At 34.0% G+C, this 26,294-nt stretch carries 22 protein-coding genes; 15 read left to right on the forward strand and 7 right to left on the reverse strand.

The features are described from left to right. On the forward strand, positions 1 to 188 hold a 188-nt coding region (locus BCR23_RS13900; RefSeq protein WP_141706695.1), incomplete at its 5' end, for a KDGP aldolase. Positions 189 to 355: 167 nt separating this feature from the next. On the opposite strand, the gene BCR23_RS13905 is transcribed toward BCR23_RS13900, so the two are convergent. Then, complete coding sequence (locus BCR23_RS13905; protein WP_069636097.1) at positions 356 to 1,738, reverse strand: PH domain-containing protein; 1,383 nt, start codon at positions 1,736 to 1,738, stop codon at positions 356 to 358. 14 nt (positions 1,739 to 1,752) lie between these two features. Further along, positions 1,753 to 2,127, reverse strand: coding sequence for a GntR family transcriptional regulator (locus BCR23_RS13910; RefSeq protein ID WP_069636098.1), 375 nt, complete (start codon positions 2,125 to 2,127; stop codon positions 1,753 to 1,755). Positions 2,128 to 2,271: 144 nt separating this feature from the next. Here BCR23_RS13910 and BCR23_RS13915 point away from each other — a divergent pair, with 144 nt between their 5' ends. The 3 genes from BCR23_RS13915 to BCR23_RS13925 all read left to right on the forward strand — a co-directional run bounded on the left by BCR23_RS13915 (position 2,272) and on the right by BCR23_RS13925 (position 5,024). Then, positions 2,272 to 3,600 (forward strand): C1 family peptidase, encoded by a 1,329-nt coding sequence (locus BCR23_RS13915; RefSeq protein ID WP_069636099.1) that lies wholly within the window; start codon positions 2,272 to 2,274, stop codon positions 3,598 to 3,600. Positions 3,601 to 4,377: 777 nt separating this feature from the next. After that, positions 4,378 to 4,713 (forward strand): DMT family transporter, encoded by a 336-nt coding sequence (locus BCR23_RS13920; RefSeq protein WP_069636100.1) that lies wholly within the window; start codon positions 4,378 to 4,380, stop codon positions 4,711 to 4,713. Then, positions 4,710 to 5,024, forward strand: coding sequence for a DMT family transporter (locus BCR23_RS13925; protein ID WP_069636101.1), 315 nt, complete (start codon positions 4,710 to 4,712; stop codon positions 5,022 to 5,024). Before BCR23_RS13920 ends, BCR23_RS13925 begins: the two co-directional genes overlap by 4 nt. Before the next feature lie 291 nt (positions 5,025 to 5,315). On the opposite strand, the gene BCR23_RS13930 is transcribed toward BCR23_RS13925, so the two are convergent. Further along, positions 5,316 to 5,885, reverse strand: coding sequence for a recombinase family protein (locus tag BCR23_RS13930; RefSeq protein ID WP_069636102.1), 570 nt, complete (start codon positions 5,883 to 5,885; stop codon positions 5,316 to 5,318). 458 nt (positions 5,886 to 6,343) lie between these two features. Between BCR23_RS13930 and BCR23_RS13935 the strand changes: the two genes are divergently transcribed. The 6 genes from BCR23_RS13935 to BCR23_RS13960 all read left to right on the forward strand — a co-directional run bounded on the left by BCR23_RS13935 (position 6,344) and on the right by BCR23_RS13960 (position 12,923). Then, on the forward strand, positions 6,344 to 7,099 hold the full coding sequence (locus BCR23_RS13935; protein ID WP_069636103.1) for a signal peptidase I: 756 nt from the start codon (positions 6,344 to 6,346) through the stop codon (positions 7,097 to 7,099). A 90-nt stretch (positions 7,100 to 7,189) separates the two neighbouring features. Continuing rightward, complete coding sequence (locus BCR23_RS13940) at positions 7,190 to 8,239, forward strand: BsaA family SipW-dependent biofilm matrix protein (RefSeq protein WP_069636104.1); 1,050 nt, start codon at positions 7,190 to 7,192, stop codon at positions 8,237 to 8,239. Between the two features lie 35 nt (positions 8,240 to 8,274). After that, entirely contained in the window at positions 8,275 to 9,033 is a 759-nt protein-coding gene (locus BCR23_RS13945) for a hypothetical protein (protein WP_069636105.1), read from the forward strand. 60 nt (positions 9,034 to 9,093) lie between these two features. Next, positions 9,094 to 9,954 (forward strand): BsaA family SipW-dependent biofilm matrix protein, encoded by an 861-nt coding sequence (locus BCR23_RS13950; protein WP_069636106.1) that lies wholly within the window; start codon positions 9,094 to 9,096, stop codon positions 9,952 to 9,954. A 13-nt stretch (positions 9,955 to 9,967) separates the two neighbouring features. Next, positions 9,968 to 10,630, forward strand: coding sequence for a hypothetical protein (locus tag BCR23_RS13955; protein ID WP_240482567.1), 663 nt, complete (start codon positions 9,968 to 9,970; stop codon positions 10,628 to 10,630). Between the two features lie 34 nt (positions 10,631 to 10,664). Then, positions 10,665 to 12,923, forward strand: a complete 2,259-nt coding sequence (locus tag BCR23_RS13960; RefSeq protein ID WP_069636190.1) for a vWA domain-containing protein — start codon at positions 10,665 to 10,667, stop codon at positions 12,921 to 12,923. A 25-nt stretch (positions 12,924 to 12,948) separates the two neighbouring features. Here the strand turns inward: BCR23_RS13960 and BCR23_RS13965 are convergent, their stop codons facing one another. After that, entirely contained in the window at positions 12,949 to 13,821 is an 873-nt protein-coding gene (locus BCR23_RS13965; RefSeq protein WP_069636107.1) for a helix-turn-helix domain-containing protein, read from the reverse strand. A 244-nt stretch (positions 13,822 to 14,065) separates the two neighbouring features. Between BCR23_RS13965 and BCR23_RS13970 the strand changes: the two genes are divergently transcribed. The 5 genes from BCR23_RS13970 to BCR23_RS13985 all read left to right on the forward strand — a co-directional run bounded on the left by BCR23_RS13970 (position 14,066) and on the right by BCR23_RS13985 (position 23,179). Further along, entirely contained in the window at positions 14,066 to 16,828 is a 2,763-nt protein-coding gene (locus BCR23_RS13970) for a SpaA isopeptide-forming pilin-related protein (RefSeq protein ID WP_069636108.1), read from the forward strand. A 144-nt stretch (positions 16,829 to 16,972) separates the two neighbouring features. After that, the gene (locus tag BCR23_RS14850; protein WP_205688509.1) at positions 16,973 to 17,161 is read left to right on the forward strand and encodes a mersacidin family lantibiotic; all 189 of its coding nucleotides are present in this window, start codon (positions 16,973 to 16,975) and stop codon (positions 17,159 to 17,161) included. Between the two features lie 100 nt (positions 17,162 to 17,261). After that, a complete protein-coding gene (gene lanM, locus BCR23_RS13975; RefSeq protein WP_069636109.1) occupies positions 17,262 to 20,375 on the forward strand; it encodes a type 2 lanthipeptide synthetase LanM in 3,114 nt (1,037 codons plus the stop codon). A 12-nt stretch (positions 20,376 to 20,387) separates the two neighbouring features. Next, the gene (locus tag BCR23_RS13980) at positions 20,388 to 22,529 is read left to right on the forward strand and encodes a peptidase domain-containing ABC transporter (protein ID WP_069636110.1); all 2,142 of its coding nucleotides are present in this window, start codon (positions 20,388 to 20,390) and stop codon (positions 22,527 to 22,529) included. Between the two features lie 35 nt (positions 22,530 to 22,564). After that, a complete protein-coding gene (locus BCR23_RS13985) occupies positions 22,565 to 23,179 on the forward strand; it encodes a recombinase family protein (protein WP_069636111.1) in 615 nt (204 codons plus the stop codon). Between the two features lie 114 nt (positions 23,180 to 23,293). Here BCR23_RS13985 and BCR23_RS13990 read toward each other — a convergent pair whose 3' ends face one another. From BCR23_RS13990 to BCR23_RS14000, 3 genes are all read right to left on the reverse strand, one after another. Then, positions 23,294 to 24,343 carry a chitinase gene (locus BCR23_RS13990; RefSeq protein WP_069636112.1) on the reverse strand — a complete coding sequence of 350 codons (1,050 nt, stop codon included), beginning with the start codon at positions 24,341 to 24,343 and terminating at the stop codon, positions 23,294 to 23,296. A 31-nt stretch (positions 24,344 to 24,374) separates the two neighbouring features. Then, a complete protein-coding gene (locus tag BCR23_RS13995) occupies positions 24,375 to 24,959 on the reverse strand; it encodes a lytic polysaccharide monooxygenase (RefSeq protein ID WP_069636113.1) in 585 nt (194 codons plus the stop codon). Between the two features lie 195 nt (positions 24,960 to 25,154). Next, on the reverse strand, positions 25,155 to 26,000 hold the full coding sequence (locus BCR23_RS14000; protein ID WP_069636114.1) for a helix-turn-helix transcriptional regulator: 846 nt from the start codon (positions 25,998 to 26,000) through the stop codon (positions 25,155 to 25,157). Positions 26,001 to 26,294 lie beyond the last annotated feature (294 nt).

The raw sequence follows: 26,294 nt of genomic DNA on the forward strand, positions 1-26,294 counted from the left end.
ACCTAGAACCAACAGGAGGAATTGATTTAGAGAACTTTGAAGAAATCGTTCAAATCGCAGTAGACGCAGGCGTGAAAAAAATCATTCCACACGTATATAGCTCAATCATTGATTCAGAAACAGGAGACACCAGACCAGAAGACGTGAAAACATTGCTTGGAATGATGAAAAACACATTGAAAAAATAAAAGCTGAATGAGCTCGTTCAGCACTGACAGAAAAATAGGGAAAATTGACTGAGGCGCATTTTGCCTCCTTCAATTTTTGTCTTTTTTCCGAAGTGCTAGCTCATGAAGCTGGATAAAAAAAAAGAAAATAAGTTAGGAAAAGTAATTGAACTTTTCCTAACTTATTTTTATTTGCTAAGAACTTTTTGAATATCTTGATAATACTTCTTAGTTAATCCGCTATCTTTATTTGTATAATAGTATATTTTGTCTTTGGTTCTTATTTCCAAAATTGGTTTTTTATTTTCAAATACAAGCAAATAGGCAGGTTCGTTATTGACTTGAAATTCTCCTGTTAAATAATTCTCTGTTGCTGTACCATATACCCGTACTCTATCTTTAGGCAATTTATCTAACAATTCAACAGATTCAATTTCTGTCCAATCGATTTTCCTATTTTGAGCTAAAGGTGCTGACAAAGAAATACCACTATTAGAAGTTGATAATTGAAATGGATTCGCTGAGAAATCACCAATCAATAAAGGAACGCTAGCAGCGATTAATGAGATTAAAACGAGAACACCTACGATACCCATAACAATTTTTCCACCAAGCTGACCTAAATTTATTGAAATATTCATCCCTACGCGGTCGGGAATCAGAATTCTTTTATCATTTGGATTAATATAAATAGCATATTTCCAATATTGATCTTCATCGCTATAGCGATATTCTTTAGCCATTGAGATTAATTGATCTTGTTTTTTTCTAGCTGTGAATAAATAGTAAAATGTAAAAATCACAAATACAAGAATAAGTATGGCATATACAATGGATAACATCATCATCTTTTCATAAGGAATTGTAACTGAAAAAGCAGGTATAAACGCTAAGGGACTCATAACTAATCCTGAAACAGCCATCAAAACGGACCAATGATGACGCATTTGATCATTTACCTTTTGATTAATTGTATTATCCCTCGTTAACGGTTTGACAGGAAAACGGGCGATATAATAATAGAAAAGCAAAAACATACCAGTTGTTAGAATTGAAATAAGGCAGAAAACCCAAGTGCCGTTAGCCAGACCCAGTATGTTAAAAGAATAAACGCAACCTGAAAGAGTGAGTAAAATACTTGGTAAAAACCACCAAATAGAAATCAATTTACGGTTTTTATTTGCCACTAGTTTGGTATCAACTAATATTGGACTTGTTGGTAATAACCAATTATTCTGCACTTTTACAGCAGTCATTTTACGAATGTACACGATTTCTAGATAGTAAAAAGTGCCGATAAAACCACTAAGTATCGCTAGAAAATAAATAAGAGTCAAAGAATCATAAGGAATTGCTAAAATTGGTAAAGCAATAATAATAAAGGCAAATGCCCATTGAAGCAATCTCTTCTTATAAGTCTTACTTACTTTAAGAACTTGTTTATCTTGAAGTTTGTCTTTAGGTAAAGTTGTTTCTAAAACAACATTTTTATGTGGGTTAGCAGGTATTCTTCCTGAAAATGCCATTAAGAAACTAATACCAATTAATAGTAAATATAGAAAAAAATTCATTTTTAACGCCCCTTTTATTGTTCAAATTTTTGATAAATCAGTCTGACTTTTTCTTGTACTTCTTTTTCTGAAAGTTGGTGAATGGAAGCTTCAGCTAATAACAGTTCCAATCCATTTGAAAATTCTTTTTGAAATGCTGGGTCTAATACTTGTTTTTCAGCAACTTTTGTCCCGTTACGGCGATCGGTCAAAATGTACCCATCTTTTTTCAAAGACGTGTACGCCTTTGAAACAGTCATCATATTAACGCCAATTTCATCAGCCATCTGCCGAACGGAAGGAAGAATTTCACCTGGTTTAAGTTTATTTTCGGCAATACCAAGGATGAGTTGATTGCAAATCTGTTGATAAATAGGTATTTCACTTTGACTATCTATTTCTAAAAGCATGTTATCACCTCTTTTTGCTCTTTGTATTATATAATATAATACAGATGATGCAAAAAGACAACTTTTATTTGTTAAAAGCTTGAGGGATTGAAAATTCAGGCATATAATGGAAAAGAAATGTTATGAGTGAAAGGATGAATTGATATGTCAGTAATTGAACCGAAAATCACACAAAAATTCCATGACACATTTATGGAAAATAATAAACAAAAGGCTTTACAACGAGGCGTAATCAAAAATGGTATTACAGCATCTGCGCAAAATCAAAGTGCTGAAGTAAACAATGTACCGGTGTTCTCAGTGGATATTACAACTGGAACCGTAGCAAACCAAAAACAAAGCGGACGCTGTTGGATGTTTGCAGCGCTGAACACATTTAGACACAAAATGATTAATAGCTTTAAATTAAAAGATTTTGAACTTTCTCAAAACTATACATTTTTTTGGGATAAATACGAAAAATCAAATTATTTCTATGAAAATATCATCGCAACCGCTGATCAAAAATTAGATAGCAGAAAAGTTTCATTCTTACTAGCAACCCCTCAACAAGATGGTGGACAGTGGGATATGATTGTCTCCATTTTCCAAAAATATGGTGTCGTACCGAAAACAGCTATGCCAGAAAGTAGCAACAGCTCAAATTCTCGAGATTTAAACAATTACTTAAATAAAAAATTAAGAAAAGATGCAACAACTTTGCGAGAGTTAGTCATTAGTGGCAAAACATCTGAAGAAATTCAAGCAGCTAAAGAAACAATGCTAGGTGAAATCTACAATTTTTTAGCGATTTCTTTAGGCACACCACCAGAAACATTTGATTTTGAGTATCGTGATGAAGAGAAGAATTACCACTTAGACCAAAATTTAACACCGCAATCGTTTTATGAAAAATATGTTGGTGTAGATCTGGATAACTATGTAAGTGTGATCAATGCGCCAACAGCAGACAAACCATACAATCAAACATATACTGTAGAAATGTTAGGGAATGTCGTGGGCGGTAAAGAAGTAAAATATATCAATGTAGATATGACAACATTCAAAAAATTAGCTGTAGCGCAACTAGAGCAAGGAGAATCTGTTTGGTTTGGTTGTGATGTTGGTCAATCTTCTACAAGAGACAGTGGGATCATGTCTTTAGACGCATATGATATGAATGATTTATTTGATATCGATTTTACTATGACGAAAGCACAACGCTTAGATTTTGGTGAAAGTTTAATGACCCATGCGATGGTGTTAACTGGTGTAGATCTGATTAATGGAGAGTCAACGAAATGGAAAGTAGAAAATAGCTGGGGAGAAAAAGTCGGCGATAAAGGATTTTTTGTCATGAGTGATGCCTGGATGGACGAATATACGTATCAAATTGTTGTTCGTAAAGAGTTACTAGCACCAGAATTACAAGAAGCATGGAAACAAGAGCCGACTGTTTTAGCACCTTGGGATCCAATGGGAGCTTTAGCTTAATAGAAAAAATGTATCATGATACTCGTTTAATAACGTTTAATTTCCCATCTCTTAAGAGGTGGGAGTTTTTTACTTAAAGTTTACTGAGAGAATCAAAAAGATTTCATTGAAATATAAAATGTATAAAAAAAGAAAGACGCTGACATTACTACCGCCTAAAGTAAGTAATATCAACGTTAACCGATTCACTTGGAATCTTTTTTTGATAAAGTAAGTGTATCATATGTTGATTAGATTTACAAAATCATGATGCGTAAATTTTGGGAAGTATCTGATCAAAATGAATTTTATTACATAAAATAATAATTTTAATAAAAATAATCAGAAGAGATATTGGTTAAATAGTTGGATTTTGAAAAATTTAGCTCACTTAGAACGTCATAAATAATCTTTTTTTATCAGTTTACAAGAGGATATAGAGAATTATTAAATTTTATTTAATAAAAAAAACTATTTTTACCTTGCTAAAATACTTTTTTTAGAGTAGAATTGGAAACAGTTTAAATAAACCGAAAACAAAATTAAATCAAATGACTTTTGATAAGTAGCGCCGGCTGCTCGTCTGTATAAGTGTGAATCGACAATTCCTAGGCCTTAGATGGAATTGCTGATTGACACTTTTTTATTTGTTTTAATATGTCTTTTGGCTTTATTGGCTAAACGTTAGGAAAAAAGTAAGGTTAGCTTGAGACAGAAAATGTTGCAAACATATTTTCTTACCTTTCAAACAATACTAAGCGAACCGATTACGTTTTTTAAATTAAGGAGGATTTTTATATGAGTAAAGATTGGATAAAATTAATGATTGGTGCATTTTTTGAAGTATTATGGGTCATTGGTATGAAACATAGTACGACTTGGTGGGAAATTTTACTCACAATTATATTTATATTAATCAGTTTTTACGCTTTGATTAAGTCAGGTGAAACCTTACCTGTAGGAACAGCCTATGCTGTTTTTGTTGGATTAGGTACGGCGGGAACGGTCATTACAGGAATCTTATTTTTTGGTGAAGAATTTAAACTGTCTAAAATTCTGTTAATCGCAGTTTTATTGATTGGTGTTATGGGATTGAAATTTGTTACTGGTGAGAAAGGGGAGGAGCAAAAATGAGTTGGTTATTTTTAATTATTGCAGGGATTTTTGAAATGTTAGGGGTTGGATCAATCAATCGCTTTAACTTAAATAAAGATAAAAAATCATTATTGTTATTGTTCTTTACCTTTGGTAGTAGTTTTGTTTTTCTTTACTTAGCAATGAAGGTTCTACCGATGGGGGTTTCATACGCTATTTGGACAGGTATTGGTGCTGCCGGGGGAGCTATTTTAGGTATGGTTTTTTACGGTGAATCGAAAGATTGGCGCAGGGTTGTTTTTATTGGAATTATTTTAGCGTCAGTTATTGGATTAAAGCTGATTGGTTAATAGATAGTGAAAAGGGTCTGAGGCGTAACTCTTCGAGTTATACCTCAGACCCTTAAAATCTTAATAAAGGGGAGACGGAAAACAGATTATATGTTTCTTCAATCACATCAACTTCTAAGAGTAAAAGCTCTTCTTCTTATTTCATGGAGCTAAATACTTTCATTCCAACCTCTTTTAGCTTTTAATATGTAAATCTTTCTTATTTCGATGTTAACTGATTTAATTTGTATAGTGTTAATTAGTTATTTTCAATGCCGTATTATGTTTTTTTGTAAAAGTTAAGTGTGTGATTTAATGGACCTTTCTTAGTAAATTATGTTTTTTGATATGGTTATAGACTGTTGGAACAGATAAGTTACATTTCTTTGCAATTTCTGGAACAGATAAATTTGAACCAGTATAAAGTTCCAACGCTTTTTTTACCTCTTTTGTACGTGGAGGCCTCCCTAGCTGTTTTCCATTTTCTCTGGCTGCCTCAAGGCCTGCTATGACTCTTTCTCGAATCAACTCAGCCTCCATTTCAGCAAAAGCACCCATTACCGTGAAAAAGAACCGGCCCATTGGTGTTGTCGTATCTATATTATTTTGGATGCTGACAAAATGAATGTTTCTTCGATCAAATTCTTCTAATAAATTCAACAGCTGCTTAGTCCCTCTTGATAGTCGATCCAGTTTGAAAATAACGAGTGTATCACCTGGTTGTAGAAGAGTAAGTACTTTGTTTAATTCACTTCTTGATGTTTTTCGCCCACTCTCACATTCTTTGTAAATAAGATCTACACCATATTTTTCTAGTGCTTTTTGTTGAGAATCAAATTTTTGTTGATGCGTGCTGACACGCATATAACCAATAATTGCCATTAATGAACACCTCTTAACTATTGATAGTTTAATTGTTTTCTGTAAAAAGCGTTGTATAGCTAAATGAGTTTACCAAACACCTTAATCACCACCTTTAAACTCTATAATACAAGTAGTAAAAAATATTTTATAAATTCTATTGACTTTCTCTTTTCTCTATAATAAACTAATGATTTTTATAGAGCTGAAATCCATGAAATTTTATATAAGAGGAAACAGTCTGGAAATACGTTGTGAAGGGATTTATCCATTCAAATGTATTTCTTTTTTTTGTTTTAGTTGATTTTCTTAATATCATTAGTTTTTTGGACTATTTAAACAGTCTCAATTCAATGAGTGAGACTGTTTTTAGAGAAATAAAAAACAGTTGTATTTCTTGATATGTTTGCATTTTACTTTCAAATAAAGATGAGAAATAAGGGCTTTGGTAAGCCTAATGTGAAGCGAGGACTTGGAAATTGGTAGAAGAGGGAGTTAGGAAACAACCGTCAAATAAAAGGAAAAAAACAAAACTATCACCATCAAAAAAGCCAGTCAATAAAAAAAAGAGATCTAATCGTTCAAACTCAATAGCTAACACAAAAAATAAGAATCTGAGAACTGAAAAAAACAGAAGGCAAAAGCAACAAACAGGTTCTAAAAAAAAGCAAAAGACTACGACTTATAAAACTAAAAATTCTATATCTACATTGATATTCAATTTGTTTTTTTATGGATTTATTTTATTTGTGGTCATTGGATCCATTATTTTTGCGACAACCAAAAATGTGGATAAGAGTATTTTTGGGTACAGATTTTTTGGCGTATTGACGAATTCAATGGTTCCTAGAGATCCTGAAACTCAAAAGGGTGGTTTTCATTCAGGTGACATTATCATAGTTAAAAATATTGCTGGTGATGAAGCAAAGGTAGGCGATGTTATTACTTTCCGACCAAGTATCAAGAGTCAGGCATTCTTGACGCATAGAGTAAAGAAAAAAATGGACCACTTAGGTGAGACGAAAGGAATTTACTATATCACCCAAGGTGACGCGAATTTGGCAGAGGATGTTCCAATTAGTGAAAAACAAGTTGTTGGTAAAAAAATAGTAGTTGTTCCTAAGATAGGTGCAATTCTAAATTTTGTACGTGATAATCCATTAATTTCAATTGTTTTTCTAATCTCTGTTTTTGGATTTATTACGATTATAAGGTATTACATTTTAAATAAGTAAAGGGTATTTACTTTTTAACAACGATTAAAAATTTATTCAGGCATTGCTGTTAAAAAGTTGATAATAAAAAAATGGAGAGGAAACTAAAAAATGAACAAACAAAAAAAGAAAAAAATACTTGCTTTAGCGAGTGGCTTTGCACTTGTTGCGCTTGCAGCAGCAACATTTGCTTGGTTTACCAGTGAAGACCAAAAAAATAACCACTTTGAAGGTCAAATTGCAACAGGTAAGGACATTGAAGTAGTGGAAACATTTGAACCACCGACCGAATGGGAACCAGGTTCAGAAGTAAACAAAGATGTTGCCATCGCTAATATTGGCAAATACGATACGTTGATTCGTGTATCTTTGGCAGAAACTTTACAATTATTAAAAGATCATCGAGTAAAACCAACAACGGGGACAGAGCTTGAAGGGAAAAAGAATAAGGATATTTATCTATTGCCTGGAACAGCTGCTCCTACCGAGTTTACGGATTCTACTTTTGATGGTACTGCACCAAAACTAACAGTAACAGATGGAGATTACGCCGGGACGTATACATTGAAAGTCAAAGAAAAAACTGAAAAAGTTGGAACCAAAACAACTTATACGTATCGTTATGCGTTTGAAAAAGGCGGCAATTTATACTACGCAGCTGGTATTGACGGATTTGATCGTAACGCAGAAAACAAAATCAAAGTAAGGTCAGGTACACCAGCACTAAGCTATGTATCATTAGAATATAATACACCAGCTGAGGAAAAAGATTGGACGAAAGCCCCAATCTATACACCGACATTCACTAAAGACGGAACATTGATTTGGAATGCAGCTGCTGCAACAGGTTCAAAAAATATTCAAATCTCATTCAACAATATTACAACAGATCCCAAGGTTGCTGATAAATGGTACTTTAATACTACTGATGGTTACTTCTACTACACAAGTGTTGTAGCACCTGGGGGCAGTACAACACAATTGATGGATGCAGTTAAATTATTAGGAACAGCTGGTAATGAATACAGTAAACTAATTTATGATTTAACCGTTAAGGGACAAGGGATTTCAGCATACAAAGATGCTGTGGACGACTGGTTGCCAGCAGGTATCAACGACTCTTTAGCAACTGCATTGAAAGCATTAGTACCTGCTAAATAATTGAAAGCAACGATCTATTTTAAGGAGGAAGAAGGATGAAAAGAAGAAACAGGGTGAAAAAACGGTTGTTGATAGGATTATTCTTATTTATTAGCCTATCAACTACCTTTCAACCTGTTGAAGTAAGTTCTGAGTCTAATCTTCCTTCTGGAATAGTTGTAGGTGATGATCAAGGAATCAAAATAAAAAATGATGGTCAATATCTAATTGATATTCGAGATGTAGCACCAGGGAAAAAGTGGTCTACAAAGATTACGATCATCAATATTGAAAAAGATATTCCCTACCATCTGACTATGAATGTAAGTGAACCGACAAAGAAGGAGGGTTCGCTGGATTTGTCCCAAGCCATTCAAATGACTTTGATTTATGAAGGTGAGGAATTGTATAAAGGACCTCTCTCCGGCAGAGATGAGAAAATTAATCTACAAGACAAATCAGCACCTTTAAATCTAGGTACATTCAAAGGTGGAGATACTAAGATGTTGGAAGCGCAATTTGAATTAGATGGAAAAACCTACACTAACAGAGACTTTTTCAAAAAAAATGTTGTAGAAAATATCTGGCATTTTAAAGCTGTAAAAACAGTATTACCAGATACCGATAGCCCAGAAGACCCAGAAAAACCTTTTATACAAACATTAAAGAACAAATTAAGACTTCCAAAAACAGGAGAAGAGTGGCGGACAGCTTTGCTTTTTTCGTGTGTAGGATTGTTCTTAACGCTAGTTTCTCTATTGATACTTAAGCATAAAAAGCTAGAAAAAAAACGACATAGTCAAAAAAAAGAGTAAATAACACAAAGACGCCGATTGAATTTTTTAGAACGATCAAATGACAGGGGGGAAGACAGCGTGAAAAAAAATACAAAAAAAATTCGACGAAGAAAAAAGAAAAAAACGAAGATAAATATAAAAGTGATCATTGCTGTTTGTTCATTTCTCTTTTCTGGTTTGATGATTCTAGGAAGTACATATGCGTGGTTTGTTTCTGAAGATAGTGAATCTAATCATTTTGTCGGTTCAAGATTATCTGCCCAAATAGTAGAAGAATTTGAACCTGAAGTTGAATGGCAGCCAGGAGAAACTATAAAAAAAGTTATCCAAGTCAAAAATGTTGGGAATATGCCAGCCTTTGTCCGTATTAGTTTATATGAATACTTATTGACCTTCAAAGTAGACACTGTTGATCAGACGGGTAACGGGAATTTAGCACGATCACCGAAAGAGTTACTACCAGCAGTTGATCAAAAAAAAACAGATACTTGGCAACCGGCAGCAACAGATGGAGGAACGTATTTTTATAACGGACAATTTTTTATTGCTCAAAAAGCTATTGTACCCGATATGGATACTGGAATAGAAATGTATAAGTTCAAAGACAGCAGTAGGGTAAAAACGGATTTACGGTGGTTTCAAATAGCCTTTCCAGATAATGTCTATGATCTTGCACCGCCATCAGGAACAAAAGAATATTGGCTATACAAAGACGGATTTTTTTACTATTCCGAATTGCTTCAACCCAATGAAGTAAGCCTTCCAGTAGTCAAGAGTGTCGTGTTAAACACAAGTGCGCCTAATAAATTTAAAGGTTCATTGTATCAATTGAACCCAGTAATGGATGCACATGATAGTACAAAAGCACTTTTGAGTACTTGGAATATTGGTAGTTCAGGAGATTTATATGATTTGTATTACGACCGTTTAAGTGAGTAAAAGGAGTAGATAGATGGTGAAAAAAAAGAGACAGAAAAAAAAGTTTCTAACCGTTAAGCAGCTCTTATTATTTGTGGGACTTTTAATTATAATTGTAAGTTTTTCATCGGGATTGTATAAGACCTATGCAGCCTTAACTGATAAGGATCAAAAGCAGAATGAATTTAGAATAGGTGATTTCCAAACATCGATAGAAGAGGAATTTGATCCTCCTGCTAACTTTGAACCTGACAAAGAGTACTTAAAAAAAGTTTCAATTAGAAATACTGGTGAACAGGAAAGTTTCATTCGAGTTTTAGCATTACCTGTTCTTACAAAAAAACAAGTAAATGGGACGACACAATTGTTGGTTGCAACAGTTGAAGGACCCACTGCGGTTTTAACGATTGATTATAATTTAACCGATTGGTTTGATGGTAAAGATGGCTATTTTTACTATAAAAAGAAGCTAATTAAGGGTGAAAGTACGACTAATTTATTTACAAAAGTAATGATGAACAAAGGGAACATCACAGAAGAATATGAAGGTGTGTTTTTGTCAATTGAGATAAAAGCGGAAGGAATTAGTAGTACAAAATTTGCTTATAGAGATGCTTGGTGGGGTGGTAAAACGCCAATTGAAAATCCTCTTTTAGCGATAGATGAGTCATTAAAAAATCAAACAATTAGTGAGTAGCTTAAAAAATTTTACAGAAAAAGAAGGTATTGTATTGAAGAAAAGAATTCAATTGAAATTTTTGAAATGGCTTATGATCATTTTGGGTTTGATGGGCTCTGTTTATGTTATTCAATCTTCACTGTTATTTACTAATGCACCAATTAAAGCTGCAAAAAAAATAGAGTTACAACCAGGAGAAATTCAATTAAGTAAAACTGCTGAACCTGTAGCTGGAATGGTCAATCAATGGGATATCACACTTCGGATTGAAGGACGTAATCAGTTTCCACCGCCACCAACGGACATTGTTTTAATCATTGATACGTCTGGAAGTATGAAAGACAACGATCGGATGATCAAAGCAAAAACAGCAGCTGAAAAATTTGTAAATATGGTTTTACGAAAAGACTATGATAATAGAATTGCACTGATCACTTATAGTACAGAGGTAACTAACTATACATTTTATGAAAGTGGTTGGAGCAGTCAGTTTGTAAATGCAGATCACAAAGGTCTATTAATCGATAAAATCAAAGAACTTGAACCAGTAGTAAATGGAGGAACATTTACGCAAGCGAGTATTAAATCGGCAACAGAGGTTATGCAGCAAGCCACTGCAAAGAAAAGGAATGTAGTGTTGATATCTGATGGTGTACCAACCTATAGTTATCCTCCAAAGACACCGTACAATCAGCTAATAGGGATGGAAAAGTTTGAGTACAAACAAAATGGTTACGATTATTATGAAAGTGTTAAGAGCATTCCAAAAGAAAAATTTAATTATGATTATGTTAATCCTAAGACTAATGTAAAAGCTTATGGAGATGGTGTGAGGTATCGTTATGCGGCTCTTGCTCCAGATTATGAGCAAATGCCGTCAGGCTCGAAGAATCGATTGATGGCTAACCATGCACACAGTGCAATAGCACAAGCAACGATTACAAAAAATGAAAAAATACCTAGTGGTGAGTTTCTAGTGACAGATCTGTACACAATTGGTGTGGATTTAGATTCTACCTCACAAGATGATGAGGTTGTGACGGGAAATAAAACAATGAAAGAGATGGCATCGTCTGAAGATAAAAGTTTTTCAGCAACTGCAGATAATTTGGAAGACATCCTTAGTGGTATTGCTGGAGAAATCGTTGGTGCAATTAAATCAGCGTTTGTTGTTGATCCAATGGGTACCGGATTTGAAATGGTTGGAGGAATCGCCAACACTCAGGGGAAAATTGAGGTGAAAGATGTTCTGGGGAAACCAACGATTAATTGGAATGTTGGAACACTAAAGACACCTGTGTCTAGTGAACCAGAAGAGGATGTAATGTTTGCTCAAATGACTTATCGTGTGAACGCTCAAAACGATATTTTAAAACCAAATGTGATTGACGTAGAGGGGTTAGCCGAAACTAATGGAAAAACAACCATTGTTTATAAAGATTATAACGACAAGATGAAACAAGAAGAATTTGTTGTCCCAAAAGTCAAACCAATCATCGTCAGTTTGCAAAAAAAGCTACAAAATGAAAATGGGGAGGACATAAGTAACCAAACAGAACTATTTGATTTTGACTATGGAAACGATGAATACACACAAAATGATAAATTTTCACTTTACTCAAATGAAGTAAAAAAAATAGTCCACCCTTGGAAGAGTGATCAAGAATATATTGTAGAAGAGATACTAAAAGCGAATCAGGATTATGAAACAACGATTGATATCAATACACAAATAACGAAAGGTATAAAAAGTAGTTTCAAATTTACAGCAAACGCTAATGAATATGCACATCAGCAAATAATCGTAACGAATAAAAAAGTTTCTGAAAATAAAAAAATTACTTTGAATATTCGACAAACTGTGATAAATCCAAATTCAGAATTAGTTATTCCTTCAAAAGGATACTATCAATCTATGATAGATGGTACGCAACAATCGTTAAATTTGATTTCTGAGAGTACCACAAAAGATACGGCATCTGAGGTATCAAAAACACTGTTTGCTAAATATGAAACAACAATATCAAAACAACAAAAGCAACTTAAAATAAAAGATTTAATTCCAGAATATTATAAATTTTTCGGATACATTGCAACAACAACAGATCAAGAATTAAGCGTGAAACACTTATCCAATAATACAGAGGCATTAAAAAAGAATAATGAAGCTAGTTTAGATTATCAAATAAACCACGAGTATTGGGTAACGATGTTTATAACCCCCGAATTGGGGAAAGATAGTAGCGGAGAGCTTGAAACATCACCTAGACCGTATAGTTGGGATTACAAAGTAAATCAATTTAGAAAATGAATTTATTTTGAAAAAAAACAAAAAATTAGTGTATATGGTTTTTACTAAGTGTTTTTTGATATTCATATATCGTTTCTTGATAATCTAAGCCATCTAAAATAGTGAGGTATTTAGTGATTTTATCGTTTATTTGTTTTTCTTGATTAGCGACTTGAGCAATTTCGTAATTTAGATTTGCAATGATTGTTTCAAAGAGTCGATAATCTTTTTTAGCATTTTCTTTAGCCAAGATTGAAAAATACATGGTATTTTCATAGTCCTGATTATTTAAACATAAACAAGAAAGGTTTAAATAGATTCTTAGTTTAATATCTTGATAATCCTCCATATTACTAAGTCTATCTATTTTTTTTCCGACTAAAATACCTAAGGCAATGGCTTCAGATAGCTCAAAACAATACAATGAATTATTTAATAGTCTTAATTCATAGAGATACCATTTATCAATACCGATTAAATACTGTTTGATGGGAAACAATAATTGTTTCAAAATGGCCATATCTTCTGGCTTAATCTGTTCCTTGTTTAAACAAGTCATTGCTTGAGTAATCAAGTTTAAATGGAAATATTTTTTATTGTTTGTGGCTGTATAGAGTTGTTGAGATTTTTCAATAAGTAAATCAAACATTTTTTCATCCTTTTTAAAAACTGCATGACTTAATTGTTGATACAAATGATTTTCAGTTGGAAAAGAAGTCGGATCAAGTAGTTCTAAAAACTCTTCTACTGAAAGAAATAATTTTTCTAGTATAATCAGAAACTTATCGAATGAAGGCATACTTGTATTTGTTTCAATTAAATAATAAGTTTGCCTGGTCATAAGACCTTCATATACATCTTTTTGGCTAAGCCCTTTTTCTTGTCGAATTTTTTTTAACATGGTTCCATAATTATTCAAAAATAGTTCTCCTCTCTATCGGTAAAAAATAATTTACCTGGTGAATCTTTTTATAATGTTTATGTTATTATAGCAAAAACATTAAATAACTAATAGAAAATAAAAAAAAATAGAAAGGAAAATAAATTTGTTTTATTAGGAAGGAGTTGAGTGACATGCTTAGATTATATATTTGGTTCATCACATACTAGTTTTAGTTTTTAGAAGATTCAAAAATCAAATTTGTTAGGGGAGCTTTATTAATATGAAACGGAAAATTATTTACTTATTTTTATCCTTGGTTTTAATGGTATTAGCTATCACATCGCTCGGTGGGAGAGTAGTAGAAGCAACTCAGGGGAATAATCCATCGTGGTCAACTTCTTCGGTTGTGAACGATGATAAAAATGGAAGTGTGATGGCAAATGATTATATGTCAAACTTGCAATCAAGAATTTCAATGTCAAGAAGTCTATCACCTCGATTTTTCTCTCCAGTATCATGTGGCGGAGTTCAAGTGATTAAGTATGATGGACAGACTAAAGCAAGGTTATCAGGGGCACAGTTTACTATTTATAATAGATGGAATCGAGCTGTACAAGTGATTCAATCTGGATACGACGGTATTGCTGAGACTAGAACATTACCGCTAGGCAATTATTCTATTCGAGAAACGAAAGCTCCAACTGGCTATCAGTTAGAGAATGCTGTAATGCGTTTTAGTGTTTTTGTACCCGGCCAAGTGGTTTGTCTAACTAAATGTAATACACCATTACCCAACCAAAAAGGCAGTCTTCAAGTCGTTAAAACAGATGGTAATAATCAGCGTTTAGCGGGAGCGCAATTTGATGTTTATAATTCGAATAATCAATTTGTAGGAAGAATTACGACGAATATCAACGGGGTAGCCACATTGGGAAATCTTTCTTATGGCACATATAAATTAATTGAAGTCAAAGCACCCGTTGGCTACGAATTAGATGCAACACCAAAATATGTTACTCTATCTGCTTTATCACCAAATAAAGTAGCAAGTATTATTATTTCTAATAAAAAAATAATTACAAAAGGTAGCATAGAGATAATAAAAAAAGATGAAACAGGAAAATTATTAGCTGGTGCACAATTTTTTGTTGTTAACAGTAGTAATACGGTAGTTGGACAAGTTACAACTAATGCCAATGGAGTAGCGACAGTAACAAACTTACCATATGGCACATACAATGTAGTGGAATATATGGCTCCAGAAGGCTATGAATTAGATCAAACATGGAAACCAATTACCTTATCTAAAGACAGTCCAAATGGTAAGGCAAGTATTACCATAGTAAATAAGAAAAAAATCACAACAGGTGCCCTGAAAGTAATTAAGAAAGACGAAGCAGGTAAATTGTTAGCAGGAGCGGAGTTTGAAGTCCGCAATGCAAGTGGCAAAGTGGTCGGAAAGATTACTACAGATGCTAATGGTATTGGCACGATAAAAGATTTACCATTTGGAGATTACACAGTAGTCGAAACAAAAGCTCCATCTGGTTATGAATTAGATGCAACACCGAAAAATGTCAAAGTTTCCAAAGGCGATCCCAATGGAGTCGTGACTATAACTGTTGAGAATAAAAAAGAAAAAATAACAGGAAATCTTGAGGTAGTGAAAAAAGACGAAGCAGGTAAATTGTTATCAGGAGCTGAGTTTGAAGTCCGCAATGCAAGTGGCAAAGTGGTCGGAAAGATTACTACAGATGCTAATGGTATTGGCACGATAAAAGATTTACCATTTGGAGATTATACAGTAATCGAAACAAAAGCTCCATCTGGTTATGAATTAGATGCAACACCGAAAAATGTCAAAGTTTCCAAAGGCGATCCCAATGGAGTCGTGACTATAACGGTTGAGAATAAGAAAGAAAAAACAACAGGAAATCTTGAAGTAGTGAAAAAAGACGAAGCAGGTACTCTTTTAGCTGATGCGCAGTTTGATGTCTACAATGCAGCGGATCAATTGGTTGGAAAAATCACGACTGATGAAACAGGGACTGCCCAGTTAAATGATCTACCATATGGGACGTATAAAGTAATTGAAACAAAAGCCCCAGATGGTTATGTATTAGATACAACACCAAGATTTATCATACTGTCTAAGACCGATCCAAGCGGAACAGCGTCAATCGAAGTGATCAATAAAAAAGAAGAACTACCAACTGCAGGTTCGTTAAAGATTATTAAATATGTGAAAGATTCGGATCCAACAGTTTACTTACAAGGAGCAGTTTTTGAAGTATATGACAACAATAATCAGCTGGTAGGTACGTATGAGACAAATGAAAAGGGAGAAATTCTTTTAAGTGATTTAGACCCAGGTAAATATTATGTTATTGAAATTGAAGCACCGCCAGGTTATGAACAAGATTCAACGTTCTATGAAGTGACTGTTGAATCAGGAAAAATAACCGAAGTCAGACACGCAAATATCAAAAAAGAAAACTTAGGCGGTTTGAAAATAACAAAGTATGCAAAAGATGAAGATGGTTTTGAAACAGATACTGTATTACCAAATGCAGAATTTGAAGTAACTGATTCAGCAGGAAATGTCCATAAAGGAATTACAGATACGCAAGGTGAGTTGTTCTTTCCTGATTTACCAGCTGGAGAAGTAAAAATCGTTGAAACAAAAGCACCAGATGGCTATGAAGTTGACGCCACTGTGCAAACCAAAAAAATTGTTGTAGAAGAAATTGCAGAAGCAATTTTTTATAATAAACCAAAACAAGAGCAAGGACGCGCCCTAGTCTATCTTTCAAGCAATGATACAAAACAATCATTAAAAGACTTGGAATATAGCATTACTTGTACTAAAGGAGCCGCATTTGCAACGACTGTAATGACCAATGCATTTGGACAGATCAGTATTTACTTACCACCAGGTGAATATGAAATAGAGCCTGTTGTAAGGAGCTTTATAATCCAAGCAAAACCGACAAGCTTCAAAATTGAAGCAAATAAATTCACTGTTATCAGACTAAAAATTTGAGCGCATTTAGCGAGTAAATGGTAGTCAAAGTGAATAAGAGACTTGTTTTAAGATAGGTCGTTTTAAAAATGACCTATTTTAAATATATGATAGTAAAAGTGCACATTTATTATCAACAAAAAACACTTAGGAGGAACACACACTATGAACAAACAAGCTGAGAAAAAAGTTGGAAAATCTTTCGAGGAATTAACACCTGAAGAAATGAATAAAGTACAAGGGAGCTTCTTTGGTTGGAGTTGGTCTTCATCATCATCTTCGTCTTCATCAAGAAGCTGCTACTCTACAAGATGTAGCTATAGCTGCTGCTCTTCAAGATGTTGCGGATGGTAATTTAAAATAATCAAGTTGCTAGACAAGTTCCTCTTGATAGGTGCCTTGTCTAGCACTTGTTTTTAACTAAAGAAATTATACATAAATAAAGGAGTTTAGCATGGAGCTTAAAAATTTAGCAAAAGGCACATCGATCCGACAACGATACGATGTTTTAAAAGAATATTATGAAAACAATCATCTGACATATTCTAATGGTCAACTTGAAAATTATAAAAAATGGCGTAAACGCCCAACAACGGTGACAGATGAACGCTTTAAAGAAATATTGCAATCATTAGAGTTAACAGAAGAAGGATTTGATTTTGCCATAAAAGCGTTAACGTCAAATGAAAAAGAATATATTTTTAAAAGCATCTCTAAAGAACCGTGGATAAAAACGACCCAGCAGATTTTATCACAAGAAGATCAGTTAACAGAAGATGTTTTTGATGAAGAAAAAGCGAATTTTACGTATGCCTTACGTATGCATATTGATTATTTTGAGAAGCACTTAAAACAAATAATTACAAAATTCCCTAGGGTTCAAGTTCAAGAGACTGCATTATCAATCTATGTAGGAGAAGTAATCAACCGATGTATGGACATAGGATTACGGACATTTGTCTATGATTTGCATGTAGAAAAAGAAAAAATGCTTCTTTCAGAATCAGTGGATGAAAAAGAAGGATTTAGACAATACTTAGTGTCACGGTTTAGTAGCAGAGATAAACTGGTCGAGTTCTTCAATCAATATCCAGTATTAACTAGACTTTATGCGGAAACAATCAACTTTCAATTAGTCAATTTTCAAGAATTAGTCCAAGCAATTGCAGAAAGTGAACAAGAATTGAAGCAGGTATTTAAAATAGAAACCCCTGTTAGTTTAACCAGTTTGAAAATGGGGGCGGGAGATTCTCATGATCAAGGAAAGTCTGTAGCGATTCTAACCTTTAATAATGAGGTTGATGTTGTCTTTAAACCAAAGAATCTAATGATAGGTGAACGTTTTGACTCATTCGTGCAAGCAATCAATAAAATGAATCCAGCATTTGATTTTTATTTGACCACAAAAATAGTGAAAGAGAACTATACATTTGAAGAATGCTTGATTTACTCTGAATGTTTATCGCAAGAAGAAGTCACGCATTACTACCGCCAATTTGGACAAACTGTTGCGTTGGTTTATTTGCTGAACGGCAACGATTTTCATTTAGAGAATGTTCTTGCTTTTGGTAAATATCCGGTATTGATTGATCTTGAAACAATCATCCAAAATCATTTTCCTATGCCGGATAGTGAAAATGCAATCGTTAAAGTGATGCAAGAAAACGGTGAATCAGTAGTAATGAGTGGTTTAGTTCCCATCTATCTATTTGAAGAACGAGCTGAAGCGGACGTGGAAGGTGCATCTAAAGGTATTCAATTGAGTGCCCTAAGTGGTGGTGAGCAGAAGTTACCGTATAAAGTACTGAAGTTAATTAACTTTGATTCTGTCAACATGCAATTTATGTACCAAGAACATATTACCGATGCAGCAGAAAATATACCCTTGTTCAAAGGAGAAAAAGTTGATTTTGTGCCTTACATTGAAACCATTGTTGATGGATTTAAGGAGTTCTCTACCTTTGCTATAGAGAATAAAGAAATGTTGGCTACTTTAGCTGAAAAAACTTTTTCAGATTGTCTTGTTCGTAATGTGATTAAAACGACTCAAAGTTATGGTGATTTACTAGATTATTCAACTCATCCAACATGTATGGTGGACTATATCGAGCGTGAGAAACTATTTGAAAACCTTTGGATGCATGGCTACTCTAACTCAAAACCAGTTCCTTACGAGATACGTGATATGCTGCAACACGATGTGCCGATTTTCTTTAATCCTACAAGTACTCGTGATTTAGTGGCTAGTCAAGGAGAAGTTATTACAAATATGTACCAAGAAGAAGCTGTTGTTCTAGAAGTAGCTCAATTAAAGAATTTTTCAAAAAAAGAAGAAGAAGAACAATTAGATTACTTAAAAACATCATTCGGTTTGTATCATTCGATGGATCTTCAAGAAAAAACAGTTCCACTAAAAGAGGTACTGCATCAAGGAGACTTTTTAGATGGCGCTAAGGCTGTTGGAGAAGCGATTGTAGAAGCTGCATTTTTAGGCGAAGACTCGATTGCTTGGAAAGATATTGAAGAAACATCACCTGATAATTATGTTGTCAATGTTATGAATGAGAATTTCTATGATGGTATTACAGGAATGTACTTGTATTTTAGCGAGTTATACCATGTGACTGGGGATCAGCAATTTAAAAAATATTATGAATTAGCCGAGTTATTAGTCTTGAAACTAGAAGAGGATTATGTAGATAGTATTTCAGCTTTTTACGGTTCTTTTGCGGCAGTCTATCCATTGTTGTATACCTATCAATACACAGGAAACTCTAAATTATTAAAGACAGCTGAATCGATTGCTGCAAAATATATGGAGGCCTATGATAAGGAAACTATTGAAAGTTATGATTGGAATGGCGGTACAGCCTCGATCATAAAAGTGTTTGTTCACTTATATCAATTGACGATTCAAGAAAAATATTTCAGGTTCGCCAAGCAATTGCTTTTAGATTTAGACCTGACAAAAATCACTCAAGGAGGATTTGCTCATGGCTATTCAGGTGTAATTCATAGTGCGAATAGTTTGTTGAAAATTGAGGATGATCCAGAAATAGAGTTATTAATTAAGACTTGTTTAGTAAAAGAACGAGAAACGTTTGATCCCATTCAGCAAGGTTGGTTAGATTTACGCCCAAATCCGCCAATGGTTAATGATTTATGGTGTTATGGTTCTACAGGGATCGGCTTAGCTTATTTAGATTTGTATGTTAGCGGTTTTGAAGATGTTCACTTAGCTAAAGAAATACAAATTGTGGCAGAACGTTTGATCAATCAAGAGAAAAGAGACGATTGCTTGTGCCATGGTAATTTTGGTGATTTGGAATTCTTGATTGAATATGGAAAAACAACACTAGCTACTGATGAACAAAAAGAGCAGATTCAAAGAAAGATACATCAATCAAATCAGAAGGTTCGTAAAGAACGATATACGTTTGAAGGTCTACCAACGATTCCTAAATACGGCTTATTTACAGGGTTAGCTGGTATTGGTCATCAGTTGCTACGTGTCCATGATTCTACGCAAACAGCTGATTTACTAACCTTGGAATTACTAAAGAATTAAGGGGGAAACATATTGACAAAAAAAGTACCATTTACTGAACAAAGTGAGCATAGTGAATGTGGGTTAGCCTGTACAGCAATGGTTTTAAATTATTATGATGACAACGTAACACTAAGCCATCTTCGAGATGTATATGGCGTGCCCAAAGGAGGCAATACATTAACTAATTTAAATCAAATTTTATTAGATAGGGGAATCGAAACCAAAGCAATTCGAGTATTGGATCTTGATATTTTAGAAGAACAAACCACACCGACAATCTGTTTTTGGGAAGAACGTCATTATATTGTGCTAGAAAAGTTAACAGCGAAAGAAGCGACGATTCTAGATCCATCAAGCGGTAGAAAAAAAATTAAAAGAGCAGAATTTCAAGCAAGTTTCTCCAATATTGCACTGATTTTAACTGATGTGGATGTCACCATCACACAACGAAAGAAAAAGAAAAATGCGACTTGGGGGATTCTAAAGGGGATCTTAAACAATCAACGAGCAAAAGTTGCTATGTTTATTGTTTTGACTCTGTTAATTCAACTGGTTACTATTGCGATTCCTAGATTGACACAAACTATTATTGATAATTCCAATGTTGCAGTTACAAATGTCCTTCAAATCGCTTCAACGATTGTGATTCTTTTCATTGCATATTACTTACTGCAAGTTGCTAGGGGTTTGGTTTTGATCATTTTAGAAAACTTATTTGATTTAACACTGATGAAAGCTTTTATGAAGAAAATTATACATCTACCACTACGATTTTTTGTTAACCGTTCTACAGGGGATTTAATTTTTCGAGCGAATCTCAGTGTGATTATTCAACAAATCATGAGTCAACGGATGTTGACCATTTCAGTAGACTTTTTATTTGTGTTTATCTATTTGATTTTGATGGTCAATTTATCTCTTAATTTAACGTTGATTGCGATCTTCGGCGCATTTATGATGGGAGCAATTTCTGTAGTCAACTCTAAAAGAGTGCAAAGTATCACCAATAAAGAATTGATTGCTCAATCGAAAGTTCAACGAATTTTAGTAGAACTTTTTGAAGGGATGGAAACCGTCAAATCCTCTGGTTCAGAAAATCAATTTTATGCTAAATGGCGTAATGAGTTCAAAAATCAAATTGCATTACGAGCGGAGAAAAACCGCTTTTCCACATGGGTTAGAACGATTCAAACATCGATTCAATTTATTTTACCGATTGTGTTGATTTACGTAGGCTTATTTCAAGTGACGAAAGGTCAAGTGACATTAGGAGAGTTGATCAGCTTCAATGCATTATCGGGTGCGTTTATTGCACCGATTGTAACGGTTTTTGATTCTTATACAGAGTTTTTACTGCTACGTTCCTACTTTGGTAAGTTAAATGAAATTTTAGAAGCAAAAGACAATCCTCGTATAGCCATCGAAGGAGAAAAGATAGCTAGAATCGAGTCCTTGACTGTTGAAGATGTTTCATTTAAGTATAGTTACTTTGAGGAAGATATTCTACATTCCGTTTCTTTTCAAATAAATCCTGGGGACAAAGTGGCGATTGTTGGTAAGAGTGGTTCAGGAAAAAGTACATTATTGAAATTACTGGCTGGGTTGTATGATGCAACGTCAGGGCAGATTAAACTCAATGATATTGATCTAAAACAAATCGATGATGCTTCTTTAAAAAGCTGTATTAGTATTGTCAATCAAAAACCAACGATTTTTAACGCTTCTTTGTATGAGAATATTGTTTTGAATCAGGAGCAGGCCACTGATGAACGAGTAGAACAAGCGATTTTTGATTCGAGAGTCGATGAAATCATTATGAACTTACCGTTAGGATTGGAAACACAAATTTCAGAAGGTGGGATGAATTTATCTGGTGGCCAGATGCAGCGGATTTCGATTGCTCGGGCATTAGTGAAAGAAACAAGTCTGTTATTAATGGATGAACCAACGAGTTCCTTAGATAATATTTCAGAAAACTTTATTATGAATCGTTTAAAAACCTACGATTTTACCTGTATTATTGTGGCTCATCGCTTAAACACGGTCAAACATTTCGATCGTATTTTAGTAATGGATCAAGGGAAAATTGTTGAAGAGGGTACACATGAAGAATTGCTAGCTTTAAAAGGATACTACCATTCGATCTATTCTGATCCGATGAGTATAAGTTAGTAATACAGCGTATTGGAAATAAAGGAGAGGGTATGATGGCAGTTATTGGCTACATGCGTGTGAGTACACATTATCAAAAATTTGATTCTCAGCTGCAGGCATTGAAAGATTACGGGGTCGATGAGATTTTCAAAGAATACGAAAGTGGACGTAAATGCTTTCGCAATGAATTAAACAAGGCACTGAATGCTTTGGAACAAGGAGACACATTCGTCATTTTTAAGTTGGACCGATTAGCTAGAGGAACCAAACAATTGCTGATTTTATTAGAAGAATTTGATCGGAGAAATATTCATTTCGTCAGTATTGAAAATAATATAGATACATCAACACCTGTAGGACGTTTCTTTTTTACCATCATGGGTGCTTTTGCTGAAATGGAAGCTGAATTGATTCGTGAACGTGTATTGGCAGGATTAAGTGCAGCTAAAAAAAATGGTGTCATTTTGGGGCGTCCCCCGCTAGTGAATCAAGTCAATAAAGCACTTGATCTGTACCATACTACCGATATGTCAACAGATGAAATCTCCAGACGTTGTGGCATTTCTATTTCCACAATTTACCATCATTTAAGAAAAGAGGGGGTTTATCGAACGAAAAAGACAAAGACGGATGATTTATTGGTAAGCAGTGGGGAAAAAAACAAATGAAGGAAAAGGTTGGGGCAGAAGTGTTAAATACCTTCTGCTCCAGCCATTTATTCGCAGTTAGGGTATTAGGCAAAAGTGATTTTTACTTTTGCCTAATACCCTTCTTTTTTTTATTTATTGCAAAATACGCGTATATCTTGTTGCAAATTCATTGTTGTAAGAGACACCGCTTGCGTTTGTACCAATATCCCAATTAGCAGACCACGTCATCAAACCTTTGATTGGATTGCCATCTTTAGCTAATTGATCAAGAGCTTTATAAACAGCTGTTGGATCGATTACATAGCCGCTACCAGCACCATCTACATTAGCAGGAAGTCCAAGAACAAGTTTGTCATTTGGAATCTTCAAGAACGTCCGTGTGCCATGGATCATTGAATCAGACATATAATAGAGAAATTCATATTTCAAAGCATCGTTACTTTGAGGAATCCATTTATTGATTTCATCCACCCAAACACCGTCTCCCCCTTGGTTGTATAACTGCGGTGCAATGTAATCGTAGTAACCATTTAGAGAAGTAATGTATTTTTCATATGCACCACTAGGTTTTAAATACGGAAATTCAGGAGCCATGGTAATGATAAAATTCTTTCCTTGTGTTTTGTAATAGTCTTTAACCATTTTTAAAGCCGTTGGAATAACTGTCTGGTTATCTCCTGCGGTAATTGCTGATTGTTCTAAGTCAATATCAAGTCCATCAAAGCCATAAGTTTCCACCTGACGAATAATCTCATCAGCGAAGGCTTGTTCATCGCCCTTTTGTAATTGGATATGAGCATCAGCTCCGCCTAAGGCAAGTAAAACAGCTCGACCTTGACTATTAAGGGATGCGACATCTTGACGGAAAGCAGCATCTGTTTTGTTATATGGAGCAAATGTAGGAATTCGGCTTAGGCCATCACTTTTCATAAATGAAACAGGAACAACATTGTAAGCTTTATTTACTTCTGACAATGAAATATTTGCAGATGTTCCCTGTTTATAACCGTCTTTTCCTTTAGAGGCCCAGTTATGCCAATAACCGACAAGAACTTTTTTATTAGCCACACTGACCATTTCACTAGCAGAATCAGCAGCTTCCACAGTTGAAGTTGCAAGTGAAGTTCCGACAATCACGCCAGAGAGTAGTAAAAAGCTAGGAATTAATTGTTTGATTTTCATATAGTTAGCTCCTTTGAGTATAAGTTTTTTGTTATTTTACGTTGACATCGATCGCTTGATAAAAAGCATTGGTTGTGTCATAAACATTCCAAACAGCGTAGATCACATGATAGCCTTTGCGGTCACTTGGAATAGTAACTGTGTGACTGACTGATGTTTCAGGAATCGTAGCTTTATCATCAACACGACCAATTAAATCAAAGTTTTTAATATCTAACGGTTGATTTGGATCCCAACCTTGTTTTGTCATATAGTAATCCCAAGTAGCGGTTCTGTGGCGGGCTGTTAATGTCCAATTGATTGCTAGTGAACCTGTTGTAATATCAGATTTAAACCAACGGTCAGCACTTTGAACATCTAATGGATCAAATCCACTAACACCAGCACTAGCTAATTTTCCTGGGATAAAGGTATTTTTAGTTGTTTCGATACTTTGAGGTTCCCACTCTGCACGACCCACATTTTTGTTTATTTTTCCGCCTTGGCTGCTACCAAAGTACGCACGACTTCCTGGTGATGAAACATATCCATGAGCATGTGTAGCAGTTGATGAAATGGATAATCCTCCTACTAGTAAACCAAGTGTAAGGACTGTTTTCAGCATTGCTTTTTTCATTGTAAATCCCCCTAAAAGTATTTTTTGTAGCGCTTACAACGGTAAATGTAACATGCTGTTTTATATTATTCAAATGATATGCAATTATCGTTTATATGTTAATTAGGTGAGGGGATTTCTAATGATAAAAAAGCCATTAATTAGGAGAACGCAAAGTGCATTCTCCTAATTAATGGCTTTTTTACAAAAATTATTTTAACGATGCAAGGATTGTTCATCCTTTTTAATCACATTTAATAAACTCTGGTTATTATTGAAAGTTGCAAAAGCTTTAGCACTGCTAAAGTCTGGTGCTGTTAGGTTTGGTGATTTCATAAAATTATTGAAAGCTACTTCATAAGCTAAAAGATCCAACATGTATAATGATTGATAAGATCTATTTAAGGCCATTCCTTCTGAAGCTAAGTCATAAGCCGTTTTATAATTTTTAGTTAACGAATAAAATTTCGCTGTGTTAAAGAAAATTTTAGTCGCCTCAATAGGTACTTTGATGGTCATTTTGCGTAGCATATCGATTGATTTTTCATAATAAACCTGAGCTTTATCTAATTCATTGGCCATTTCATAGACAATGCCTAAGCTATTGACAGAAAGAATAGCGTAAATAGAATTTGAATCACCAAGTTCATCAGCACGATAAAAATAAAATAAACTATCTGTTGTGTTATTGAAGCCAAGTAAGTTAGTGATTCCCATAAAGTAGAACCAACGAACTTCTAGCTCCTTATTTTGGAAATCAGAAACATTAATAGTGGTTTCTTTTAAAAGTGAATAAGCTTCTTTGTGCTTAAATGTGTTACATAATTCTTCTACTTGATTCAATAAAGATGTTAATTTTTTTTCATCATTATCATCTAATACACTTTCAAGACTGAGGTTTAATCTTTTGCAAATGGCATCAAGAATTTCAAGGCTATCGCAAACGTTTTTATTTTCAATATTACTAACGGTTCCCTGCGTACAAATTCCGGCGGCTAAAGTGACTTGCGACAATTTTTTTTGTTTTCTTACTAAACGGATGATGTCTCCTTTGATTCTCATATATTTCCCCTCTATTTTTTAAGCGTTATAGTTCTGGTTTTATATAATAGTATGGTATTATCGTTTTAGAATCAACTAATTTTTTGGAGGGATAACAATGGAAACGCTTTTGAACCTGATAAATGAAGTGATTGCATACGGAAATACTGGGCACGTATAGTGTAAAAAAATTAGTGAATTGAGTTTTTTTTTTAACAAATAGGTATAGTGGGAAAACTTTTTAATACCAGAGTTATTTACTCTTTGGTATTGAAAAGTTTTTTTGTTAAATAAAAAAAATAACTAAAATTATTA

The sequence above is a fragment of the Enterococcus quebecensis genome (assembly GCF_001730365.1).
GTDB lineage: Bacteria > Bacillota > Bacilli > Lactobacillales > Enterococcaceae > Enterococcus_L > Enterococcus_L quebecensis.

Bases quoted from the DNA above. Each gene is read 5' to 3' on its own strand.
- BCR23_RS13905 (WP_069636097.1), bottom strand. From the start codon at position 1,738: ATGAATTTTTTTCTATATTTACTATTAATTGGTATTAGTTTCTTAATG.
- BCR23_RS13910 (WP_069636098.1), bottom strand. From the start codon at position 2,127: ATGCTTTTAGAAATAGATAGTCAAAGTGAAATACCTATTTATCAACAG.
- BCR23_RS13915 (WP_069636099.1), top strand. From the start codon at position 2,272: ATGTCAGTAATTGAACCGAAAATCACACAAAAATTCCATGACACATTT.
- BCR23_RS13920 (WP_069636100.1), top strand. From the start codon at position 4,378: ATGAGTAAAGATTGGATAAAATTAATGATTGGTGCATTTTTTGAAGTA.
- BCR23_RS13925 (WP_069636101.1), top strand. From the start codon at position 4,710: ATGAGTTGGTTATTTTTAATTATTGCAGGGATTTTTGAAATGTTAGGG.
- BCR23_RS13930 (WP_069636102.1), bottom strand. From the start codon at position 5,885: ATGGCAATTATTGGTTATATGCGTGTCAGCACGCATCAACAAAAATTT.
- BCR23_RS13940 (WP_069636104.1), top strand. From the start codon at position 7,190: ATGAACAAACAAAAAAAGAAAAAAATACTTGCTTTAGCGAGTGGCTTT.
- BCR23_RS13945 (WP_069636105.1), top strand. From the start codon at position 8,275: ATGAAAAGAAGAAACAGGGTGAAAAAACGGTTGTTGATAGGATTATTC.
- BCR23_RS13955 (WP_240482567.1), top strand. From the start codon at position 9,968: ATGGTGAAAAAAAAGAGACAGAAAAAAAAGTTTCTAACCGTTAAGCAG.
- BCR23_RS13970 (WP_069636108.1), top strand. From the start codon at position 14,066: ATGAAACGGAAAATTATTTACTTATTTTTATCCTTGGTTTTAATGGTA.
- BCR23_RS14850 (WP_205688509.1), top strand. From the start codon at position 16,973: ATGAACAAACAAGCTGAGAAAAAAGTTGGAAAATCTTTCGAGGAATTA.
- lanM (WP_069636109.1), top strand. From the start codon at position 17,262: ATGGAGCTTAAAAATTTAGCAAAAGGCACATCGATCCGACAACGATAC.
- BCR23_RS13985 (WP_069636111.1), top strand. From the start codon at position 22,565: ATGGCAGTTATTGGCTACATGCGTGTGAGTACACATTATCAAAAATTT.
- BCR23_RS13990 (WP_069636112.1), bottom strand. From the start codon at position 24,343: ATGAAAATCAAACAATTAATTCCTAGCTTTTTACTACTCTCTGGCGTG.
- BCR23_RS13995 (WP_069636113.1), bottom strand. From the start codon at position 24,959: ATGAAAAAAGCAATGCTGAAAACAGTCCTTACACTTGGTTTACTAGTA.
- BCR23_RS14000 (WP_069636114.1), bottom strand. From the start codon at position 26,000: ATGAGAATCAAAGGAGACATCATCCGTTTAGTAAGAAAACAAAAAAAA.